The sequence below is a fragment of the Blastomonas ursincola genome (genome assembly GCF_013607875.1).
Classification (GTDB): domain Bacteria; phylum Pseudomonadota; class Alphaproteobacteria; order Sphingomonadales; family Sphingomonadaceae; genus Blastomonas; species Blastomonas ursincola.
This window is the reverse complement of sequence record NZ_VDES01000001.1, coordinates 366,899-382,421: the sequence shown is the minus strand read 5'-3', so window position 1 is coordinate 382,421 and position 15,523 is coordinate 366,899. Positions and strand designations below refer to the sequence as shown.

Here is a 15,523-nt window from a genome sequence, read left to right as displayed (position 1 = left end):
TGGTTATTGGATTTTTTGCACGATTCATTATAAGCTATTGTCGTGCGGCAGGGCTTACGATTGAGGTGCGATGATGGGATCTGAACCACAGCATTTTACCGCGCCCGACGGCACCCGGATGGTCGTGCTCACCGCCGCCGAGTTCGAACGACTGCGCGAACTGGCCGAAGATGCTGAGGATGTCATCGCCGCGACCCTGCAGCTGGAGCGCATGCGCCAGGGCGAACAGGGCGTTCCCGGTGAAGTCGTCGGCGTCATGCTCAACGATGGTTTGTCGCCGGTCGCGGCCTGGCGCAAATTTCGCGGCCTCTCGCAGGCTGACCTTGCCGCCAAGGCGGGGTGCAGCCAGGTCTGGCTGAGCAAGATCGAATCCGGCGCAGCACGCGGTACGGCCAAGCTGCGCCGGGCTATTGCCAAGGCGCTAGATGCGCCGCTCTGGTCGATCGAGGACGACTGACTTGCACCCACCGGCCATCCTTGCCACATAGCCTTGCATGACCGACGCATCCGCCAATCCCGCCCAGCCGCCGCTTCGCGCCGCGATCATTCCGGTGACGCCGCTGCAGCAGAACTGCACGCTCTTCTGGTGCACTCAGACGATGAAGGGGGCTCTGGTCGATCCGGGCGGCGATCTGCCCAAGCTCAAGGCGGCGGTGGCTCAGGCGGGGGTGACGCTGGAAAAGCTGCTGGTGACGCATGGCCATATCGACCATTGCGGCGAGACCGGCACGCTCGCCAAGGAACTCGGCCTGCCGATCGAGGGGCCGCACGAGGAAGACCGGTTCTGGATCTCGCGGCTCGATGACGATGGCCGCAATTACGGCATTGCCGGCTCGGTGTTCGAGCCCGATCGCTGGTTGAAGGATGGCGATACGGTCACCGTCGGCAATCTGGTGCTCGACGTGATCCATTGCCCCGGCCACACGCCGGGCCATGTCGTGTTCCATCATGCACCGTCGAAGCTCGCGATCGTCGGCGATGTGCTGTTCCAGGGATCGATCGGCCGCACCGACTTCCCGCGCGGCAATCACAAGGACCTGATCGACTCGATCACGCAGAAGCTCTGGCCTTTGGGCAACGACACGGTGTTCGTGCCCGGCCATGGGCCGACCAGCAATTTCGGTTTCGAGCGCCAGCGCAACGGTTTTGTTGCCGATCACGTCCTGGCGTGATCCTGACGATCGGGTGAGGGGCAGGCCTAAGCCCCCACTTGCCCCGGCGCGCTTTCGGCGGCATGTCTGTCCGGCTGATCGAGGGGATTTTCCATGCGCACCGCTTTTGCCGCACTCGCCGCCACGCTGGCGGTCATCACGCCTGCCCAGGCCGAGATTGTTCAGCAGGCCGATAACGGCTTTGTCGTCCAGCACAGCGTGACCGTCTCGACCGATCCCGATGCAACCTTCGCCATGCTGCGCACACCCGCCAAATGGTGGGACAAGGAGCATAGCTGGACCGGCAATGCCGAGAATCTGTACATGGATGCGCAGGCCGGCGGGTGCTTCTGCGAACTGATACCGAATGAGGCGACGACCGAGAGCGGTGCACCGCAGCGGACGCTGCGCGGCAGCGTCCAGCACATGCAGATCCTGTATGTCGATCCGGGCAAGCTGCTGCGTCTGTCCGGCGCGCTGGGGCCGTTGCAGGGCGAAGCCGTGACCGGCGCGCTGACCTTCACGCTAGCGCCGGTCAAGGGCGGCACGCGCATCACGATGGATTATGTCGTCGGCGGCTATATGCGCATGAAGATGTCCGAGATCGCGCCCGCAGTGAACGGGGTGATGGTCGCCCAGCTCTCGCGCCTCGGCATGGCGCTGGGGCCGCTGGTCGGAGCGGGCGAGGTGAGCAAGCCTGCCGACGACAAGCCTGCCGCGCTTCAGGAGGACTCTGTACCGGACGAGGACTCGCCCGCAACGGCGCGATCGCCGGGCGGAGTCAGCGCGCTCGTCACCGATCTCGCACCCGACGATAGCGTGTCCAGCGGGGAGGCGGCTCCCCCCAAGCCCAAGGAGAAGCCTGCGGCTGCCAAGCCGGGTGCGAAACCTGTCGCTGCGGACCCCGGCGCGCCCAAGCGCTACAAGCCGGGCACGCGTCCGCTGACGCGACCGGCGCGCGATGAGGATGAAGAGCAGGGCGGTCGCTGATCCCGGTAATGCTGCACCGCATGCGTGCAGCATGAGCGTCTTCGCTCGAACGGCCATGCTGACTGCGAGCCCCGGAATGCTGCCCCTTTCTGTGCGGATTAGCACTTTCGCAGCGCGGGTTTTGCGTTAGAGTTCGCGCAGCAATGCAGGCGAATCAGGAGAGTTCGCTGCATTGGGGCCGGGTCGCGCAGTTCGCAGCACCACCTCAAAGGGGGGACCTATGGCCGTATCCGATCACGTAGACTTGCCGACCTTCATGGAAGGCGTGAAGAAGCGCAACCCGCACCAGCCGGAGTTCGTCCAGGCGGTGCAGGAAGTCGCCGAAGACATTTTCGACTTCATGGCGGACAAGGAGCAATATCATGCGCAGCAGATCCTGCGCCGCATTGCCGAACCCGACCGTGTCGTCTCGTTCCGCGTCTGCTGGGAGGACGATAACGGCAATATCCGCGTGCAGCGCGGCTGGCGCGTGCAGAACAACAATGCCATCGGCCCGTACAAGGGCGGCATCCGCTTCCACCCCTCGGTCACCGAATCGGTGCTGAAATTCTTGGCCTTCGAGCAGACCTTCAAGAACGCGCTGACCGGCCTGCCGATGGGCGGCGGCAAGGGCGGATCGAACTTCAACCCCAAGGGCAAGAGCACGCGCGAGATCATGCGCTTCTGCCAGAGCTTCATGACCGAGCTCTATCGCCATATCGGCGCGGACGTCGACGTTCCCGCCGGGGATATCGGCGTGGGCGGTCGCGAGATCGGATACATGTTCGGCCAGTACAAGCGCATCACCAACCAGTTTACCGGCGTGCTGACCGGCAAGGGGCTGGAATGGGGCGGCTCGCTGATCCGCACCGAGGCGACAGGCTATGGTGCGGTCTATTTCCTCGCCAACATGCTCGCGACCAAGGGCCAGGATCTGGTCGGCAAGACCGCAGTCATCTCCGGCTCGGGCAATGTCGCGACGCACGCGGCTGAGAAGATCGTTCAGCTCGGTGGCAAGGTGCTCACCCTGTCCGATTCGGGCGGCTTCATCCATGATCCCGACGGCATCACCCAGGACAAGATCAACTGGGTGAAGGAGCACAAGACGCACCGCCGGGGCCGGATCGAGGAATATGTCGAGGCCTTCCCCAATGCCAGCTTCCATGCCGGCAAGACTCCCTGGGGCGTGCCCTGCGATGTCGCGCTGCCCTGTGCCACGCAGAACGAGCTGCTCGGCGAGGATGCCAAGACGCTCGTCGCCAATGGCTGCATCGCGGTGTCCGAGGGCGCCAACATGCCGACCGATCTCGATGGCGTGCACACGTTCAAGGCGGCCAAGATCCTCTACGCGCCGGGCAAGGCTTCCAATGCGGGCGGCGTCGCGGTCTCGGGCCTCGAGATGAGCCAGAATTCGGAGCGCCGCGCGTGGAAGGAAGAGGAGTTGCAGCAGATGCTCAAGGACATCATGTCCGGCATCCATGACAGCTGCATCAAATATGGCGATCAGGGCAGCGGCTATATCGACTATGTGAAGGGCGCGAATATCGCGGGCTTCAAGAAGGTCGCCGATGCCATGCTCGCATTTGGCGTAGTCTGACGCCGTGAAGGGTGCGGCGGGCAGGACGAACTGCTCGCCGCAACCCTGTTGCATTCAACGCAGCGCCTGCTAACGGGCGCGGCGATGGCCCGGTCTCCTCGCACCCTCAAAGCAGACCGGCAACCGATCGATATCGGCTGGGTCGAATGCGTCGACCTGCCCGACCTTGGCCTGTCGAGGATCAAGGCCAAGATCGACACCGGGGCGGCGACCTCCTCCATCCACGCAACCCGCGTCAAGCCGTTGACGATCGACGGCCAGCTGGTCGTCGAATTCTGGTTCCGCGCGCATCGTGGCGAGGCGGCACGCAAGTATCGCGCGCCCGGAGTCGAGCAACGCAGCGTCAAGAGCTCGAATGGCGCGATCGAGCTGCGCTATGTCATCGAAACGACCATGGTCCTTGGTAGCGTGCGCTGGAAAGGGCACATGACCTTGGCCAACCGCAACACCATGAACTTCCCCATATTGATTGGCCGCCGGGCGCTGCGGCGCGGCTTTCGCGTCGACTGCCGACGCAAATGGACGCTCGGCCTGCCAGAGGAAACCGACAGATGAAGTGCCCCCAATGAAAATCGCGATGCTGGCGCGCAATCCCAATCTCTATTCGCATGTCCGCCTGTGCGAGGCGGCGCGCGAGCGGGGACACGAGGTCGACATCCTCAACACGCTGCGGGTGACGCTCAACGTCACCTCGCACCGGCCCGGCGCGCAATATCATGGCGAACCGATCGGCAAATATGACGCGGTGATCCCGCGCATTGGCGCGTCGATCACCCAATATGGCCTGGCGGTGCTGCGCCAGTTCGAGATGATGGGCGTGTGGTCGCTGAACGAGAGCGTCGCCATCGGCCGCTCGCGCGACAAGCTGCGATCGATGCAGATTTTCGCCAAGCATGGCCTGGGCCTGCCCGTCACCGCCTTTGCGCACGATCCCAAGCAGACCGACGAGGTGCTCAAGATCGTCGGCGGTGCGCCCGTCGTCATCAAGCTGCTTGAAGGCACGCAGGGCATCGGCGTCGTGCTCGGCGAGACCGAGAAATCGGCCAAGTCGGTGATCGAGGCGTTTCGCGGCGCGAACGTCAACATCCTGGTGCAGGAGTTCATCAAGGAGGCCGATGGCAGCGACATCCGCATCTTCGTGATCGGTGGCAAGGTCGTCGCGTCGATGATGCGTACCGGGGCCAAGGGCGATTTCCGATCGAACCTGCACCGCGGCGGCAGTGCAAAGGCGATCAAGATCACGCCAGAGGAGCGCTCGACGGCGGTGCGCGCGGCCAAGGTCATGGGGCTCAATGTCGCAGGCGTCGACATCCTGCGCTCCAATCACGGCCCGGTGATCATGGAGGTCAACAGCTCGCCGGGGCTGGAGGGGATCGAGAATGCGACCGGCAAGGACATTGCCGGGATGATCATCGATTTCCTGGCCGCCAATTGCCGCGAGGGCAAGACCAAGACCAAGGGCAAGGGCTGATCACGGCGCGGGCGGCGCGGATCTCAGCCAAGCATTCGCGCGCCCAGCAGCATCAGCAGCTTCACGTCCATGCCGCAGCCCTCCGCGCGCTTGGAAGCGATGAACGCGTCCAAATCGGTCAGGGGGACGACATGGACGATGATGTTCTCGCCTTCGACGCCGCCGCCAGCATGGACGCGCTCCAGATCGTGCGCGCGCATCAGGTGGAAGCATTCGCTGACCATGCCGGGCGAGGAATAATATTCGCCCAGACTCTCGATCCGGCCAGCGCGAAAGCCCGTTTCTTCCTCGAGCTCGCGCGCTGCGGCAAGCTCGGGCGGCTCGCCGCTGGTCTCGTCGCCGATCAGCCCGGCGGGCAGTTCCAGGCAGTTGCGCCCCAACGGAACGCGGAACTGTTCGACCAGCACGACTGCGCCTTGGTGGACCGCCAGGATCACCGCCGCGCCAATCCCGCGGCTGCGCGAGACATATTCCCAGGTGCCGCGGCGTTTGGTGGTGATGAAACGGCCCTGCCAGACGATTTCCTCGGGTTCGTTGATGCTATCCAGCGCGCTCAAGGCCATTCTGCTCCTGTTGCCGTCATTCCCGCGAAAGCGGGAATCCCGCTGGTTGTGCGATGCCAGCGGAAAAGCGGGACCCCCGCGTTCGCGGGGGTGACGTGGGATGGGGACGTGCGAGAGGCCCTCAAAGCTCGATCAGCCGGTCGGGCAGCTCATTCGGATTGTCATCGCTCTTGGGGAAATGCTCGGCCAGCACCTTGCCGACATCGCGCACCGCCGCCGCCATGCCTTCGCCCGCGCGGCCCGCGCGCAATTCCGTGATCATGTCGGCCATGGCCTCACCCCAGACATCGGGGCTGACCTTGGCCGCGATCGCGCTGTCGGCGACGATTTCCGCACGGTGCTCGGCCATCGAGAGGTAGATGAGCACGCCGGTCAGCCCGCGCGTGCGCTTCTCTGCGCTCACCCGGAACAGGTTGACCGCGCGGGCACGCACGCGAGCCTGCTTGATACCCGACGGCGTCAGCGCCAACCGCAGCGGCTTCCACGCGACGAGCAGGTGCACCGCGCCGAACTTGGCGGCGAGCAGCAGCATGACCAGGGTCAGATATTCGCTCGGCGTATAGACATGCTGCCACCCACCCGTGGCGAAGCTCAGCAGCCCCTCGAACCATTCGGGAAACACCGCGACACAGGCCAGCGCGAGGAACATCGCCGCAACCGCCCAGTAAATCGGCGTTTCGCGATAATCGTCCGAATGCTGGGCGATCACGGTGACGATCTCGCCATCGGTCAGCTTCTCGGCCTCCGCCACGGCAGCCGTGACGATGCAGTGCTCGTCGGGGCTCACGCTTTCAACTTTTGCCATGATGCCTCACCATCCGCCCGACGAGCCGCCGCCGCCGAAGCTGCCGCCACCGCCGCCGAAACCGCCGCCGCCACCCCAGGATGACCCGGAAGAACCGCCCCAGGACGATCCCGAAGATGCCCCCCAGGTGGTGATGCCGCCGATGCCCGAGCTGCGATAGGGCCGGCCCTTGCTGCGCGCGGCGTGGATCATCGGGATGACGAAGAAGAAGAAAATGATGATCAGCCAGAAGATGAACAGGCCGATGCCGTCGCCATCATCGGCCTTGCGCGATTCCTCCTCGACCTTGGCGGCATAGGCGCGCGCTTCCTCTTCGGGAAGGGTCAGCTGGGTGATGATCGCATCGGTGCCCGCCGCGATGCCGCCAGGCATGTCCTTGTCGCGAAAGCGCGGCAATATGTCCTGCTGGATGATGACGCTCGACAAGGCGTCGGTCAGCACGCCCTCAAGGCCATAGCCGACCTCGATCCGCACCTTGCGCTCGTTCGGCGCGACGATCAGCAGCGCGCCATTGTCCTTTTCGAGCGATCCTTTTTCCGCCTGGCCGATGCCCCATTTGCGGCCGAGCTGATAGCCATATTCCTCGATCTCATACCCTTGCAGATCGGGCAGGGTGACGACGACCAGCTGGCGTGTCGACTGTTTCTCCAGCGCCTCCAGCTTGGCGGTGAGCGATGCCTCCTGCGCGGGGTCGAGCAGATTGGCATTGTCGACCACCCGCCCGGTGAGCTTGGGGAAGGTCTGCGCGAATGCGGCGCTGTGCGCGGCAGCGACCAGCAGCAGCGTTACCGCCAGCCACTGGCCGAGCCATGCTTTCAGGCCACCCGCAAGGGCGGGCGCGCGGGTCACTGGCCGAAATCGACCTTGGGCGCTTCCTCGGCACCCGCGGTGGTCGCCTTGAAGGGCACCATCGGCTTGGCCCCGTGGATCAGGTTCGCGCCGATCGAGTCGGGGAAGGTGCGGATGGTGGTGTTATATTCGCGCACCGCCTCGTTATAATCGCGCCGCGCTACCGAAATGCGGTTCTCCGTGCCCTCGAGCTGGCTCATCAGCGTGGTGAAATTCTGCTGGCTCTGCAGCTGCGGATAGGCTTCGACCACGGTGCGCAGCTGGCCCAGCGCCTGGGTCAGCTGGTTCTGCGCCTGGCTGAACTTCTCGAAGGTTTCGGGGTCCGAAAGATCCTCGGTGGTGATGTTGATCGCGGTCGCCTTGGCGCGGGCCTCGGTTACCTGGGTCAGGATCTTTTCTTCCGATGCGGCCCCAGCCTTCACCGTCGAGACGAGATTCGGCACCAGATCGGCGCGGCGCTGATACTGGTTTTCCACGTCGGCCCATTTCGCCTTGGCATTTTCCTCCGCCGTGGGGACCGAGTTGATGCCGCACGCGGTAAGCGACAGCGCTGCCACCAGGGGCAGGGCATAACGGGTGATACGCATAGTCAGTAATTCCCTCCGGTTGATAACGCGCGACCGTTATATCGTGTTAATACGGCAAAGCTGCAAGACCATGTTTTACACGCCCCACTTGCAAGCCACTCGACATCTCCACGTCAGTGGCGATTATAGGGGCATCTGCAGGCATAAAAAGGGGAAAGACGTGCTTCAGGAATTCAAGGCGTTCATCGCGCGCGGCAATGTGCTCGATCTGGCAGTTGCGGTGATCATCGGTGCGGCCTTTGCGACGATCACCACCTCGCTGACCGAGGACATCATCATGCCGGTGGTTGGCGCGATCTTTGGCGGGGCGGATTTTTCCAGCTATTTCATCATGCTGGGGCCGGTGCCTGAGACCTATACGGGATCGCTGAACGATTATGCCGCGCTCAAGAAGGCGGGCGTGCCGCTGTTCGGCTATGGCCAGTTCATCACCGTGATCATCAATTTCGTGATCCTGGCGTTCATCATCTTCCTGATCGTGCGCACCGCGAACAAGCTGTTCAAGAAGCCCGAGGAACCGGGCGCTCCGGCAGGCCCCAGCGAGGTGGAGCTGCTCGCGGAGATCCGGGATCTGCTTAAGAAATAAGCCTTCCCCTCCCTGGTCAGGGAGGGGCTATGGGTGGGTCGTGTGCGCCAAGCGCAGCATGATCTCGCTGACCCACCCCCGACCCCTCCCTTGCAGGGAGGGGAGCAGGTTGTGCGGCGATGGTTGGACTGTCAGGCCGAAATTCTCCCGCCGCTCACTTCCCATTCACCAAAGCATCGCTATATGGGTTCCTGCCGGTTCGTCCGGCTATGACGATAAATTGCGGCGTGCAATAGGCACAGCGGACCCGGGGGCGGTACCCGGCGGCTCCACCATAATCCTCGTGAAAGCGGGGCTTTTGACGGGGCCGAACTAGGATCGACGTGTGTTGAAAAGCGGTGTTTTCGTCCGGGCTGAGTAACCCGTTAAAGGCTCAAAACTCATAAGTGCCAATGACAATGACGCACTCGCACTTGCTGCCTAATTCAGCGGCCTAACGGCCAAGAATAAGGAAGTAAGAGCGCGGTTGAACCCACCGGGCAACAGAAGCGGAGTTCAGCGGTTTGGAGAGCACCGGGCAACAGAAGCTCTCCACTTTCCCTCATCATTCCGGCCCGTACGCCTTCTGATAATCGATCGCGTCGAGCATCTTGGCGCCCGCCATGAACACCGCGCCGGTGCACGCGACGAACAGCAGCCAGCCGCCATAGCCGGGATATTGATCGAGATAGAGCTTGCCGCGTTCGCAGGCCCCCAGCGCCAGGGCATAGGTGATCAGATACACCTCGAACTTGGTCTTGATGATGAAGAGGCGACGGATCTTCTCGAACATGGGCATTTCCCCGCAAGCCCTGTGCCAAGGGCGGTTTTCTGCGGGTGATGATAGTTAAGAAAGGGTTAAGCTGTAAAGCCTGCCGACAGGTCAGGCGAGCGCGGAAAGATCGAGCGCATCTAGCAGCGCGCGCCGCGCCGCGCGTACAGTTTCGGCCAGCGCCGGATCGGCGAGATCGCCCGGCGCGATCCGCTCGGGCCAGTGCGCGGCGATGACCTGCTCGATCGCATCGAGCTTCCCGGGCGTGGCGATGAAGCGCGGATCGACCGTCGCGGGATCGGCGACCAAACGCAGCCTGAGGCAGGCGGGGCCGCCGCCATTGGCCATCGACTGGCGGACATTGACCGGCACCAGCCGCCGGATCGGGCCGTTGCCCGCGACCATCGCCTCGAGCCATTGCCACACGGCGGGCACCTCCTGCGATTCGCTGGGAAGCACCAGCGCCTGGCCGCCATCCGGCAGCGTGACCAGCTGCGCGTTGAACAGATAGCTCTTGATCGCATCGGCGAGCGATACCGCGCTGGCGGGCACCTCGACGATCTGCACCGCCGGGAAAGCGGCGCGGACCGCGGCATAGGCCCCATCGCGGTCCTCGAACGCCTGTTCGTGCGTGAACAACACGCTTTCATTGGCGACCGCGACGACATCATTGTGGAACGCGCCCGCGGCGATCGCGGTCTCGCTCTGCTGGATGAAGAGGGTGCGGTCCGCCGCCAGCCCGTGCCGCCGCGCGATCGCCTTGCCCGCCTCGACATGCTGGCGCGCGGGGAAGGGGCCGCCCGCCTTGCCATAGACGAAAATCTCGACGCCGGTGCTGTCGTGCCGCTCGCACAGCCGCATGTGGTTGGCCGCGCCCTCGTCGCCGAACGGGGCCGGGACCGGGCCGTGCACCACGAAATGGCGCTCGTCGGCAAAGGCGAGCTTCAGCTGCGCCAGCGTGCCAGTCCATTCATGGCTGCGATGCGGCATCGTCATCAGATTGGCGACGGTCAGGTGGCAGCGGCCATCGGCGGTATCCGGGGCAGGCGATACTGTCGCGGCATTGGCGGCCCACATCGACGAGGCGGAAAAGCTGGCAGCGCGCAGATGCGGCTCGGCGCTTGCGACATCGGTGGCGAGGCTTTGCAACCAGCCGGTATTGGGCCTGTCGAGCGGCATGAAAAAGCCCTGCGCCAGCCCAAGCGCGATATTGGCGCGCATCTTGGCGACGCCCTGCAGTGCGGCGGCGCGCGGTTCGCTCACCGAACCGGCATTGTTGGCCGAGGCGATATTGCCGAGGCTGAGGCCCGCATAATTGTGGCTGGGGCCGATGATTCCGTCGAAATTGATCTCGGTGAGCATCCTCAGTTCCTGTTCTCTTTTCCTTCTCCCCAGCGAGGGAGAGGGATGCGCAGACTTGGCAGCTTGCTGGCTAGTCGGAGCTGGGAGAGGGGGCCATTCGCTGACCTTTGCGCATTTTTACCCTCACCCAGCTTCGCCTAAATTCGCTTCGCTCATCAAGGCTTCGCAGCCCTCTCCCCTCAAGGGAGAGGGGTATGTGGTTCCTATCTCTCGATCCAGCGCACAGCATCACCAGCGCCGACGCGCAGCACCTCTGCCGTTGCGGGATCAAGCGTCACGCCGTCAGCGCCATCCGCCACCTTGCCATAGGCGCAGCGGAAATCGGCCAGGCGGCCCGAGGCGACAAGCGACATGGTGCCATCGTCGCCCATCGCGGCGACCTTGGCATCGCGCGCGTTGCGGATCGAATGCACCTGATCGGTGCGGGCGGTCATGGTCGGGCCGCCATCGAAGATGTCGACATAATTTTCGTGCGCAAAGCCTTCATTTTCCAGCATTCGCATTGCCGCGCGGCCGCTGACATTGGGCCGGCCGAGTACATGGCGCGCGCTGTCGGAGAGCATCGCGACATAGACCGGGTGCTTGGGCATCAGATCAGCGATGAACTGGTTGCCGTGCAGTGCATTGAACGTGTCGGCCTCGTCGAAGCTCATGCCGAAAAAGCGCCCGGCGATGCTGTCCCAGAATGGCGAATCTCCGGCATCGTCGATGATCCCGCGCAGCTCGGCGAGGATGCGGTCGGCAAAGCGCGCACGGTGCATCCCGATGAACAGGTAACGGCTGCGCGCGAGCAGCATGCCGAGGCCCCCGGCACGCTCGTTGGGGTGGAGGAACAGCCCGCCGACCTCGCTTGACCCTTCCAGATCGGTGACCAGGCTCAGGATCTCGGCGCGGAAGGTGCGGCCCAGCTCGGCGCTGTGCTGGGTCAGCGTGCTGAGGCGATAGCTATAGAACGGCCATTTCTGCCCGACCTGGGTGAGCAGCTGGCAGGTCCCGCGAATCTCGCCGGTTTCGGTGTTCTCGAGCACCAGCACGAACAGCTCGTCGCGCAGATCGTCGTCCGCACGCGCGAAGCAGGTCGTCGAGCGTTCGATCTTGCCCTCGAGTGACTTGCGGTCGGCGGGCAGGTTGGTGAACCCTCCGCCGGTCAGCTTGGCCATCTCGTAGATCGCCTGCAGATCGTCGGGCGTCGCCGCCCGGATGACAAAACTCATAACCCCCTCTTTTCGGCAAGCCGCAATATGGTGAGTGCCGAGAGCCGGGCGCGTTCGGCCAGGCTGTCGGCGATCAGAAATTCGTCGGCGCTGTGGATTGCGCCGCCGCGCACGCCCATGGTGTCGACCACCGGCACGCCGCAGGCCGCGATATTGTTGCCGTCGCACACCCCGCCGGTGCCGCGCCAGGATATGTCGAGCCCCAGATCGGCGCCGCAGCGCTTGACCAGGCCAAACAGCTTTTCCGCGCCCGGATCGATCGGTTTGGGCGGGCGGCCGAAGCTTCCATGAACATGCACGCCAACCTCGTGCGCGGCGGCGATCTCGTCCGCGAGCTGGCGCAGAGCGGCGTCAGCAAAGGCCTGCATCTCAAGGCTTTGCGGGCGGAAGTTGATGCGCAGTATTGCGTGATCGGGTACGACATTGTTGGCGCTGCCGCCGTCGATCTTCGCAGGATTGACCGACAGCCCGTCGCGGGTCAGCGCCTTCAGCCGCACCGCAAGATCGGCGGCGGCGACCAGCGCGTTGCGCCCCTCGTGCGGGTTGCGCCCTGCATGCGCCGAGCGGCCGGTGACGATGATCGAGAAATTGCCCGATCCCCCGCGCTCGCCCGCCAGCGTGCCATCGGGCAGGGCGGGTTCGTAGGTCAGCGCCGCCACCTTGCCGGCTGCCAGTCCGGCGATCAGCGGCGCGGACGAGGCAGAACCTACTTCCTCGTCACTGTTGATCAGCAGGTCATAGCCGATGCTCGCGCCCAGCGGCGAGGCTTCCACGGCCTTCAGCGCGGCGAGCATCACCGCGATCCCGCCCTTCATGTCGGCGACGCCAGGGCCGTTCAGCACGCCCGGCTCGAGCCAGGTCAGACTCTGAAACGGATGATCGGCGGGAAAGACGGTGTCCATATGCCCGGTCAGCAGCAACCGCAGGTTCGCACCGGGGCGCACCGAGACGACCAGATGCTTGCCCCGCTCGATCGTGTCGATGCTGCCATCGGTGCGCACCGCCTCGACCGGTGCGCCATCGACCAGCCGCACCTCGCCGGGAAGCGCCGAGAAGGCATCGGCCAGCAGCGCGGCGGTCTGCGCCAGGCCAGCGAGATTGCCCGATCCGCTGTTGATCGAAGCCCAGTGCTCCACTTGCGCGAGTATCGCGGTCTGGTCGATCCGCTCCAGACAGGCGATTTCGGATGCAGTCAGGCTGGCAGGTCTGGTCGTCATCCGCCACCTCTTAGCCGGGTTGGCGGCATCCCGCCACCCGTAGCAACCTAAACCGGATTGCCTTATCCGCCTTGCCTTGCCATAGGCTGTCGGCCATTCCTCCCCGGGAAAACTCTGCACTCTGGCGGTCTTCGCCGGAGGATTCGATTCCAAGCAAAGAGGACCGGGAATGAGCGAATATCTCCAGAGCAACGGCATCAGCATCGATTCCGCGCTGCACGGCTTTGTCACCGAATCGGTGCTGGCCCCGCTGGCGCTGGACGCCGACCGCTTCTGGGCGGATTTCGCCGCTCTGCTCGAACGCTTCGTACCTGTGAACCGGAAGCTGCTGGAAAAGCGCGACGATCTGCAGGCGAAGATCGATGACTGGCACCGCGCGCGAAAGGGGCAGCCGTTCAATGCCATGGAATATCGCACCTTCCTTTACGACATCGGCTATCTGGTGACCGAGCCGCAGCCGTTCGCCATCGGCACGCAGAATGTCGATCCGGAAATCGCGACCATGGCAGGGCCGCAGCTGGTCGTGCCCTCGCTCAACGATCGCTTCGTGCTCAACGCCGCCAATGCGCGCTGGGGCAGCCTGTACGACGCCTATTACGGCACCGACGCGCTCGATGCCGCTCCCGCCCAGCCCGGCGGCTATGATCCGGTGCGCGGCGCGGCGGTGGTCAAGGCGGCCAAGGCGTTTCTCGACGAGGCCGTGCCGCTCGCGCAAGGCAGCTGGGCGGATTATGCCGGCGGCACGCCCACGCTCGCCGACCCGGCGCAGCTTGTCGGCACGCGCGGCGACAGCCTGTTGCTGAAGCATAACGGCCTGCATATCGAGATCGTGATCGATCCCGCGCACCCGATCGGCAAGGATGATCCCGCCGGGATTGCCGATGTGCTGCTCGAAGCGGCGCTTACCACCATCATCGACATGGAAGATTCGGTCGCTGCGGTCGATGCTGAGGACAAGATCCTGGCGTACACCAACTGGCTGGGCCTGATGCGCGGCGATTTGCAGGCCAGCTTCCCCAAGGGCGGCAAGATGCTGACCCGCGCGCTCGAGCCGGACCGCGACTATGTCGCGCCCGATGGCACCGCCTTCACCCTGCCGGGCCGCAGCGTCCTTTTCGTGCGCAATGTCGGCCATCTGATGACCAACCCGGCGGTGCTGCTCGCCGATGGATCGGAAGCGCCTGAGGGCATTCTCGATGCGGTGTTCACCAGCGCGATCGGGATGCATGACCTCAAGGGCCTGGGCCGCTTCCGCAACAGCCGCGCCGGATCGATCTATATCGTCAAGCCCAAGATGCACGGGCCTGAGGAATGTGCCTTTACCAACGATCTGTTCGACGCGGTCGAGGACATGCTGGGCCTTGCGCGCCACACGATCAAGGTCGGCGTGATGGACGAGGAGCGCCGCACCTCGGCCAATCTCGCCGCGTGCATCCATGCGGTGAAGGACCGGATCGTGTTCATCAACACGGGCTTCCTCGATCGTACCGGCGACGAGATCCACACCTCGATGCAGGCGGGCGCGATGATCCGCAAGGGCGACATGAAGGCCTCGGACTGGATCAAGTCCTACGAGGCGCGCAATGTCGGCATCGGCCTCAAGTGCGGGCTCGATGGCAAGGCGCAGATCGGCAAGGGCATGTGGGCCGCACCCGACATGATGCGCGACATGATGGAACAGAAGATCGGCCACCCGCTGACCGGCGCGAACACCGCCTGGGTGCCGTCGCCCACCGCCGCGACGCTGCACGCGATGCACTATCACAAGGTCGATGTCTTCGCCCGCCGCGCCGAGATCGCCGCCCAGCCGGTTCCGACGCTCGAGCCGCTGCTCAATGTGCCGCTCGCCGCCGGGCAGAACTGGTCTCCGCAAGACATCCGCGCCGAGTTGGACAACAACGCGCAGGGCATTCTGGGCTATGTCGTGCGCTGGGTCGATCAGGGGATCGGCTGTTCCAAGGTGCCAGACATTCACGATATCGGCCTGATGGAGGACCGCGCGACGCTGCGCATTTCCAGCCAGGCGCTGGCCAACTGGCTGCTGCACGGCGTGTGCACGGCGGAAGAGGTCGACGCGGCGCTGCTGCGCATGGCGGCCAAGGTCGATGCGCAGAATGCGGGCGATCCGCTGTACAAGCCCATGGCGGACAATCCCGAAGGCTCGTTCGCCTTCCAGGCGGCGCGCGACCTGGTGTTCAAGGGGGTGGAACAGCCCAGCGGCTATACCGAACCGCTGCTCCACGCCTATCGCCAGAAGGTGAAGGCGGCTTAGTGCGATAGGAGCGAGGGCGCATACGTCCCTCGACTTCGCTCGGGACAAACGGACGGGGTTAAGGCTAATCGCCTAACAACATTTCCGAGTTCCCGAGCGTAGTCGAGGGACGTATGCGCGAGCCTCAGC

General features: G+C 64.3%; 16 protein-coding genes and 1 other RNA gene. 9 read left to right on the top strand and 8 right to left on the bottom strand.

Features of this window, described 5'->3' with window-relative positions; all coding sequences use genetic code 11:
- Nucleotides 1-70: 70 nt before the first annotated feature.
- From FG486_RS01800 to rimK, 6 genes are all read left to right on the top strand, one after another.
- Nucleotides 71-457: a helix-turn-helix domain-containing protein gene (locus tag FG486_RS01800; protein WP_181266218.1), complete on the top strand. Its 387-nt coding sequence runs from the start codon at nucleotides 71-73 to the stop codon at nucleotides 455-457.
- 37 nt (nucleotides 458-494) lie between these two features.
- On the top strand, nucleotides 495-1,172 hold the full coding sequence (locus FG486_RS01795) for an MBL fold metallo-hydrolase (RefSeq protein ID WP_066278771.1): 678 nt from the start codon (nucleotides 495-497) through the stop codon (nucleotides 1,170-1,172).
- Nucleotides 1,173-1,265: 93 nt separating this feature from the next.
- Nucleotides 1,266-2,141: an SRPBCC family protein gene (locus FG486_RS01790; RefSeq protein ID WP_181266217.1), complete on the top strand. Its 876-nt coding sequence runs from the start codon at nucleotides 1,266-1,268 to the stop codon at nucleotides 2,139-2,141.
- Nucleotides 2,142-2,361: 220 nt separating this feature from the next.
- Nucleotides 2,362-3,717, top strand: coding sequence for an NADP-specific glutamate dehydrogenase (gdhA, locus tag FG486_RS01785; RefSeq protein WP_181266216.1), 1,356 nt, complete (start codon nucleotides 2,362-2,364; stop codon nucleotides 3,715-3,717).
- A gap of 84 nt (nucleotides 3,718-3,801) precedes the next feature.
- Nucleotides 3,802-4,272, top strand: a complete 471-nt coding sequence (locus FG486_RS01780) for an ATP-dependent zinc protease family protein (protein WP_066278787.1) — start codon at nucleotides 3,802-3,804, stop codon at nucleotides 4,270-4,272.
- Nucleotides 4,273-4,282: 10 nt separating this feature from the next.
- Nucleotides 4,283-5,188, top strand: a complete 906-nt coding sequence (rimK, locus tag FG486_RS01775) for a 30S ribosomal protein S6--L-glutamate ligase (RefSeq protein ID WP_066278791.1) — start codon at nucleotides 4,283-4,285, stop codon at nucleotides 5,186-5,188.
- Between the two features lie 23 nt (nucleotides 5,189-5,211).
- On the opposite strand, the gene FG486_RS01770 is transcribed toward rimK, so the two are convergent.
- The 4 genes from FG486_RS01770 to FG486_RS01755 form a co-directional block, all read right to left on the bottom strand.
- A complete protein-coding gene (locus FG486_RS01770) occupies nucleotides 5,212-5,751 on the bottom strand; it encodes an NUDIX hydrolase (RefSeq protein WP_181266215.1) in 540 nt (179 codons plus the stop codon).
- Between the two features lie 121 nt (nucleotides 5,752-5,872).
- Nucleotides 5,873-6,556 carry a TPM domain-containing protein gene (locus tag FG486_RS01765; RefSeq protein ID WP_181266214.1) on the bottom strand — a complete coding sequence of 228 codons (684 nt, stop codon included), beginning with the start codon at nucleotides 6,554-6,556 and terminating at the stop codon, nucleotides 5,873-5,875.
- A 6-nt stretch (nucleotides 6,557-6,562) separates the two neighbouring features.
- Nucleotides 6,563-7,351: a TPM domain-containing protein gene (locus tag FG486_RS01760; RefSeq protein ID WP_241695600.1), complete on the bottom strand. Its 789-nt coding sequence runs from the start codon at nucleotides 7,349-7,351 to the stop codon at nucleotides 6,563-6,565.
- Nucleotides 7,352-7,401: 50 nt separating this feature from the next.
- Nucleotides 7,402-7,992: a LemA family protein gene (locus tag FG486_RS01755; protein ID WP_066284846.1), complete on the bottom strand. Its 591-nt coding sequence runs from the start codon at nucleotides 7,990-7,992 to the stop codon at nucleotides 7,402-7,404.
- Between the two features lie 160 nt (nucleotides 7,993-8,152).
- Here FG486_RS01755 and mscL point away from each other — a divergent pair, with 160 nt between their 5' ends.
- Nucleotides 8,153-8,578, top strand: a complete 426-nt coding sequence (gene mscL / locus FG486_RS01750) for a large conductance mechanosensitive channel protein MscL (protein ID WP_181266213.1) — start codon at nucleotides 8,153-8,155, stop codon at nucleotides 8,576-8,578.
- Nucleotides 8,579-8,732: 154 nt separating this feature from the next.
- Nucleotides 8,733-9,076: a transfer-messenger RNA gene (gene ssrA, locus FG486_RS01745) on the top strand.
- A 46-nt stretch (nucleotides 9,077-9,122) separates the two neighbouring features.
- Here ssrA and FG486_RS01740 read toward each other — a convergent pair.
- The 4 genes from FG486_RS01740 to FG486_RS01725 all read right to left on the bottom strand — a co-directional run bounded on the left by FG486_RS01740 (nucleotide 9,123) and on the right by FG486_RS01725 (nucleotide 13,122).
- Nucleotides 9,123-9,350, bottom strand: a complete 228-nt coding sequence (locus tag FG486_RS01740) for a hypothetical protein (RefSeq protein ID WP_060977674.1) — start codon at nucleotides 9,348-9,350, stop codon at nucleotides 9,123-9,125.
- Between the two features lie 90 nt (nucleotides 9,351-9,440).
- Entirely contained in the window at nucleotides 9,441-10,691 is a 1,251-nt protein-coding gene (locus FG486_RS01735; RefSeq protein WP_181266212.1) for an N-succinylarginine dihydrolase, read from the bottom strand.
- Nucleotides 10,692-10,894: 203 nt separating this feature from the next.
- Complete coding sequence (locus FG486_RS01730) at nucleotides 10,895-11,905, bottom strand: arginine N-succinyltransferase (protein WP_181266211.1); 1,011 nt, start codon at nucleotides 11,903-11,905, stop codon at nucleotides 10,895-10,897.
- Nucleotides 11,902-13,122, bottom strand: a complete 1,221-nt coding sequence (locus FG486_RS01725; protein ID WP_181266210.1) for a hydrolase — start codon at nucleotides 13,120-13,122, stop codon at nucleotides 11,902-11,904. Before FG486_RS01725 ends, FG486_RS01730 begins: the two co-directional genes overlap by 4 nt.
- Nucleotides 13,123-13,291: 169 nt before the next feature.
- Between FG486_RS01725 and FG486_RS01720 the strand changes: the two genes are divergently transcribed.
- A complete protein-coding gene (locus FG486_RS01720) occupies nucleotides 13,292-15,394 on the top strand; it encodes a malate synthase G (protein ID WP_181266209.1) in 2,103 nt (700 codons plus the stop codon).
- Nucleotides 15,395-15,523 lie beyond the last annotated feature (129 nt).

Bases quoted from the DNA above. Each gene is read 5' to 3' on its own strand.
- FG486_RS01790 (WP_181266217.1), top strand. From the start codon at position 1,266: ATGCGCACCGCTTTTGCCGCACTCGCCGCCACGCTGGCGGTCATCACG.
- FG486_RS01795 (WP_066278771.1), top strand. From the start codon at position 495: ATGACCGACGCATCCGCCAATCCCGCCCAGCCGCCGCTTCGCGCCGCG.
- gdhA (WP_181266216.1), top strand. From the start codon at position 2,362: ATGGCCGTATCCGATCACGTAGACTTGCCGACCTTCATGGAAGGCGTG.
- FG486_RS01720 (WP_181266209.1), top strand. From the start codon at position 13,292: ATGAGCGAATATCTCCAGAGCAACGGCATCAGCATCGATTCCGCGCTG.
- FG486_RS01765 (WP_181266214.1), bottom strand. From the start codon at position 6,556: ATGGCAAAAGTTGAAAGCGTGAGCCCCGACGAGCACTGCATCGTCACG.
- FG486_RS01755 (WP_066284846.1), bottom strand. From the start codon at position 7,992: ATGCGTATCACCCGTTATGCCCTGCCCCTGGTGGCAGCGCTGTCGCTT.
- FG486_RS01740 (WP_060977674.1), bottom strand. From the start codon at position 9,350: ATGTTCGAGAAGATCCGTCGCCTCTTCATCATCAAGACCAAGTTCGAG.
- FG486_RS01735 (WP_181266212.1), bottom strand. From the start codon at position 10,691: ATGCTCACCGAGATCAATTTCGACGGAATCATCGGCCCCAGCCACAAT.
- FG486_RS01770 (WP_181266215.1), bottom strand. From the start codon at position 5,751: ATGGCCTTGAGCGCGCTGGATAGCATCAACGAACCCGAGGAAATCGTC.
- FG486_RS01725 (WP_181266210.1), bottom strand. From the start codon at position 13,122: ATGACGACCAGACCTGCCAGCCTGACTGCATCCGAAATCGCCTGTCTG.
- FG486_RS01780 (WP_066278787.1), top strand. From the start codon at position 3,802: ATGGCCCGGTCTCCTCGCACCCTCAAAGCAGACCGGCAACCGATCGAT.
- rimK (WP_066278791.1), top strand. From the start codon at position 4,283: ATGAAAATCGCGATGCTGGCGCGCAATCCCAATCTCTATTCGCATGTC.
- FG486_RS01730 (WP_181266211.1), bottom strand. From the start codon at position 11,905: ATGAGTTTTGTCATCCGGGCGGCGACGCCCGACGATCTGCAGGCGATC.
- FG486_RS01800 (WP_181266218.1), top strand. From the start codon at position 71: ATGATGGGATCTGAACCACAGCATTTTACCGCGCCCGACGGCACCCGG.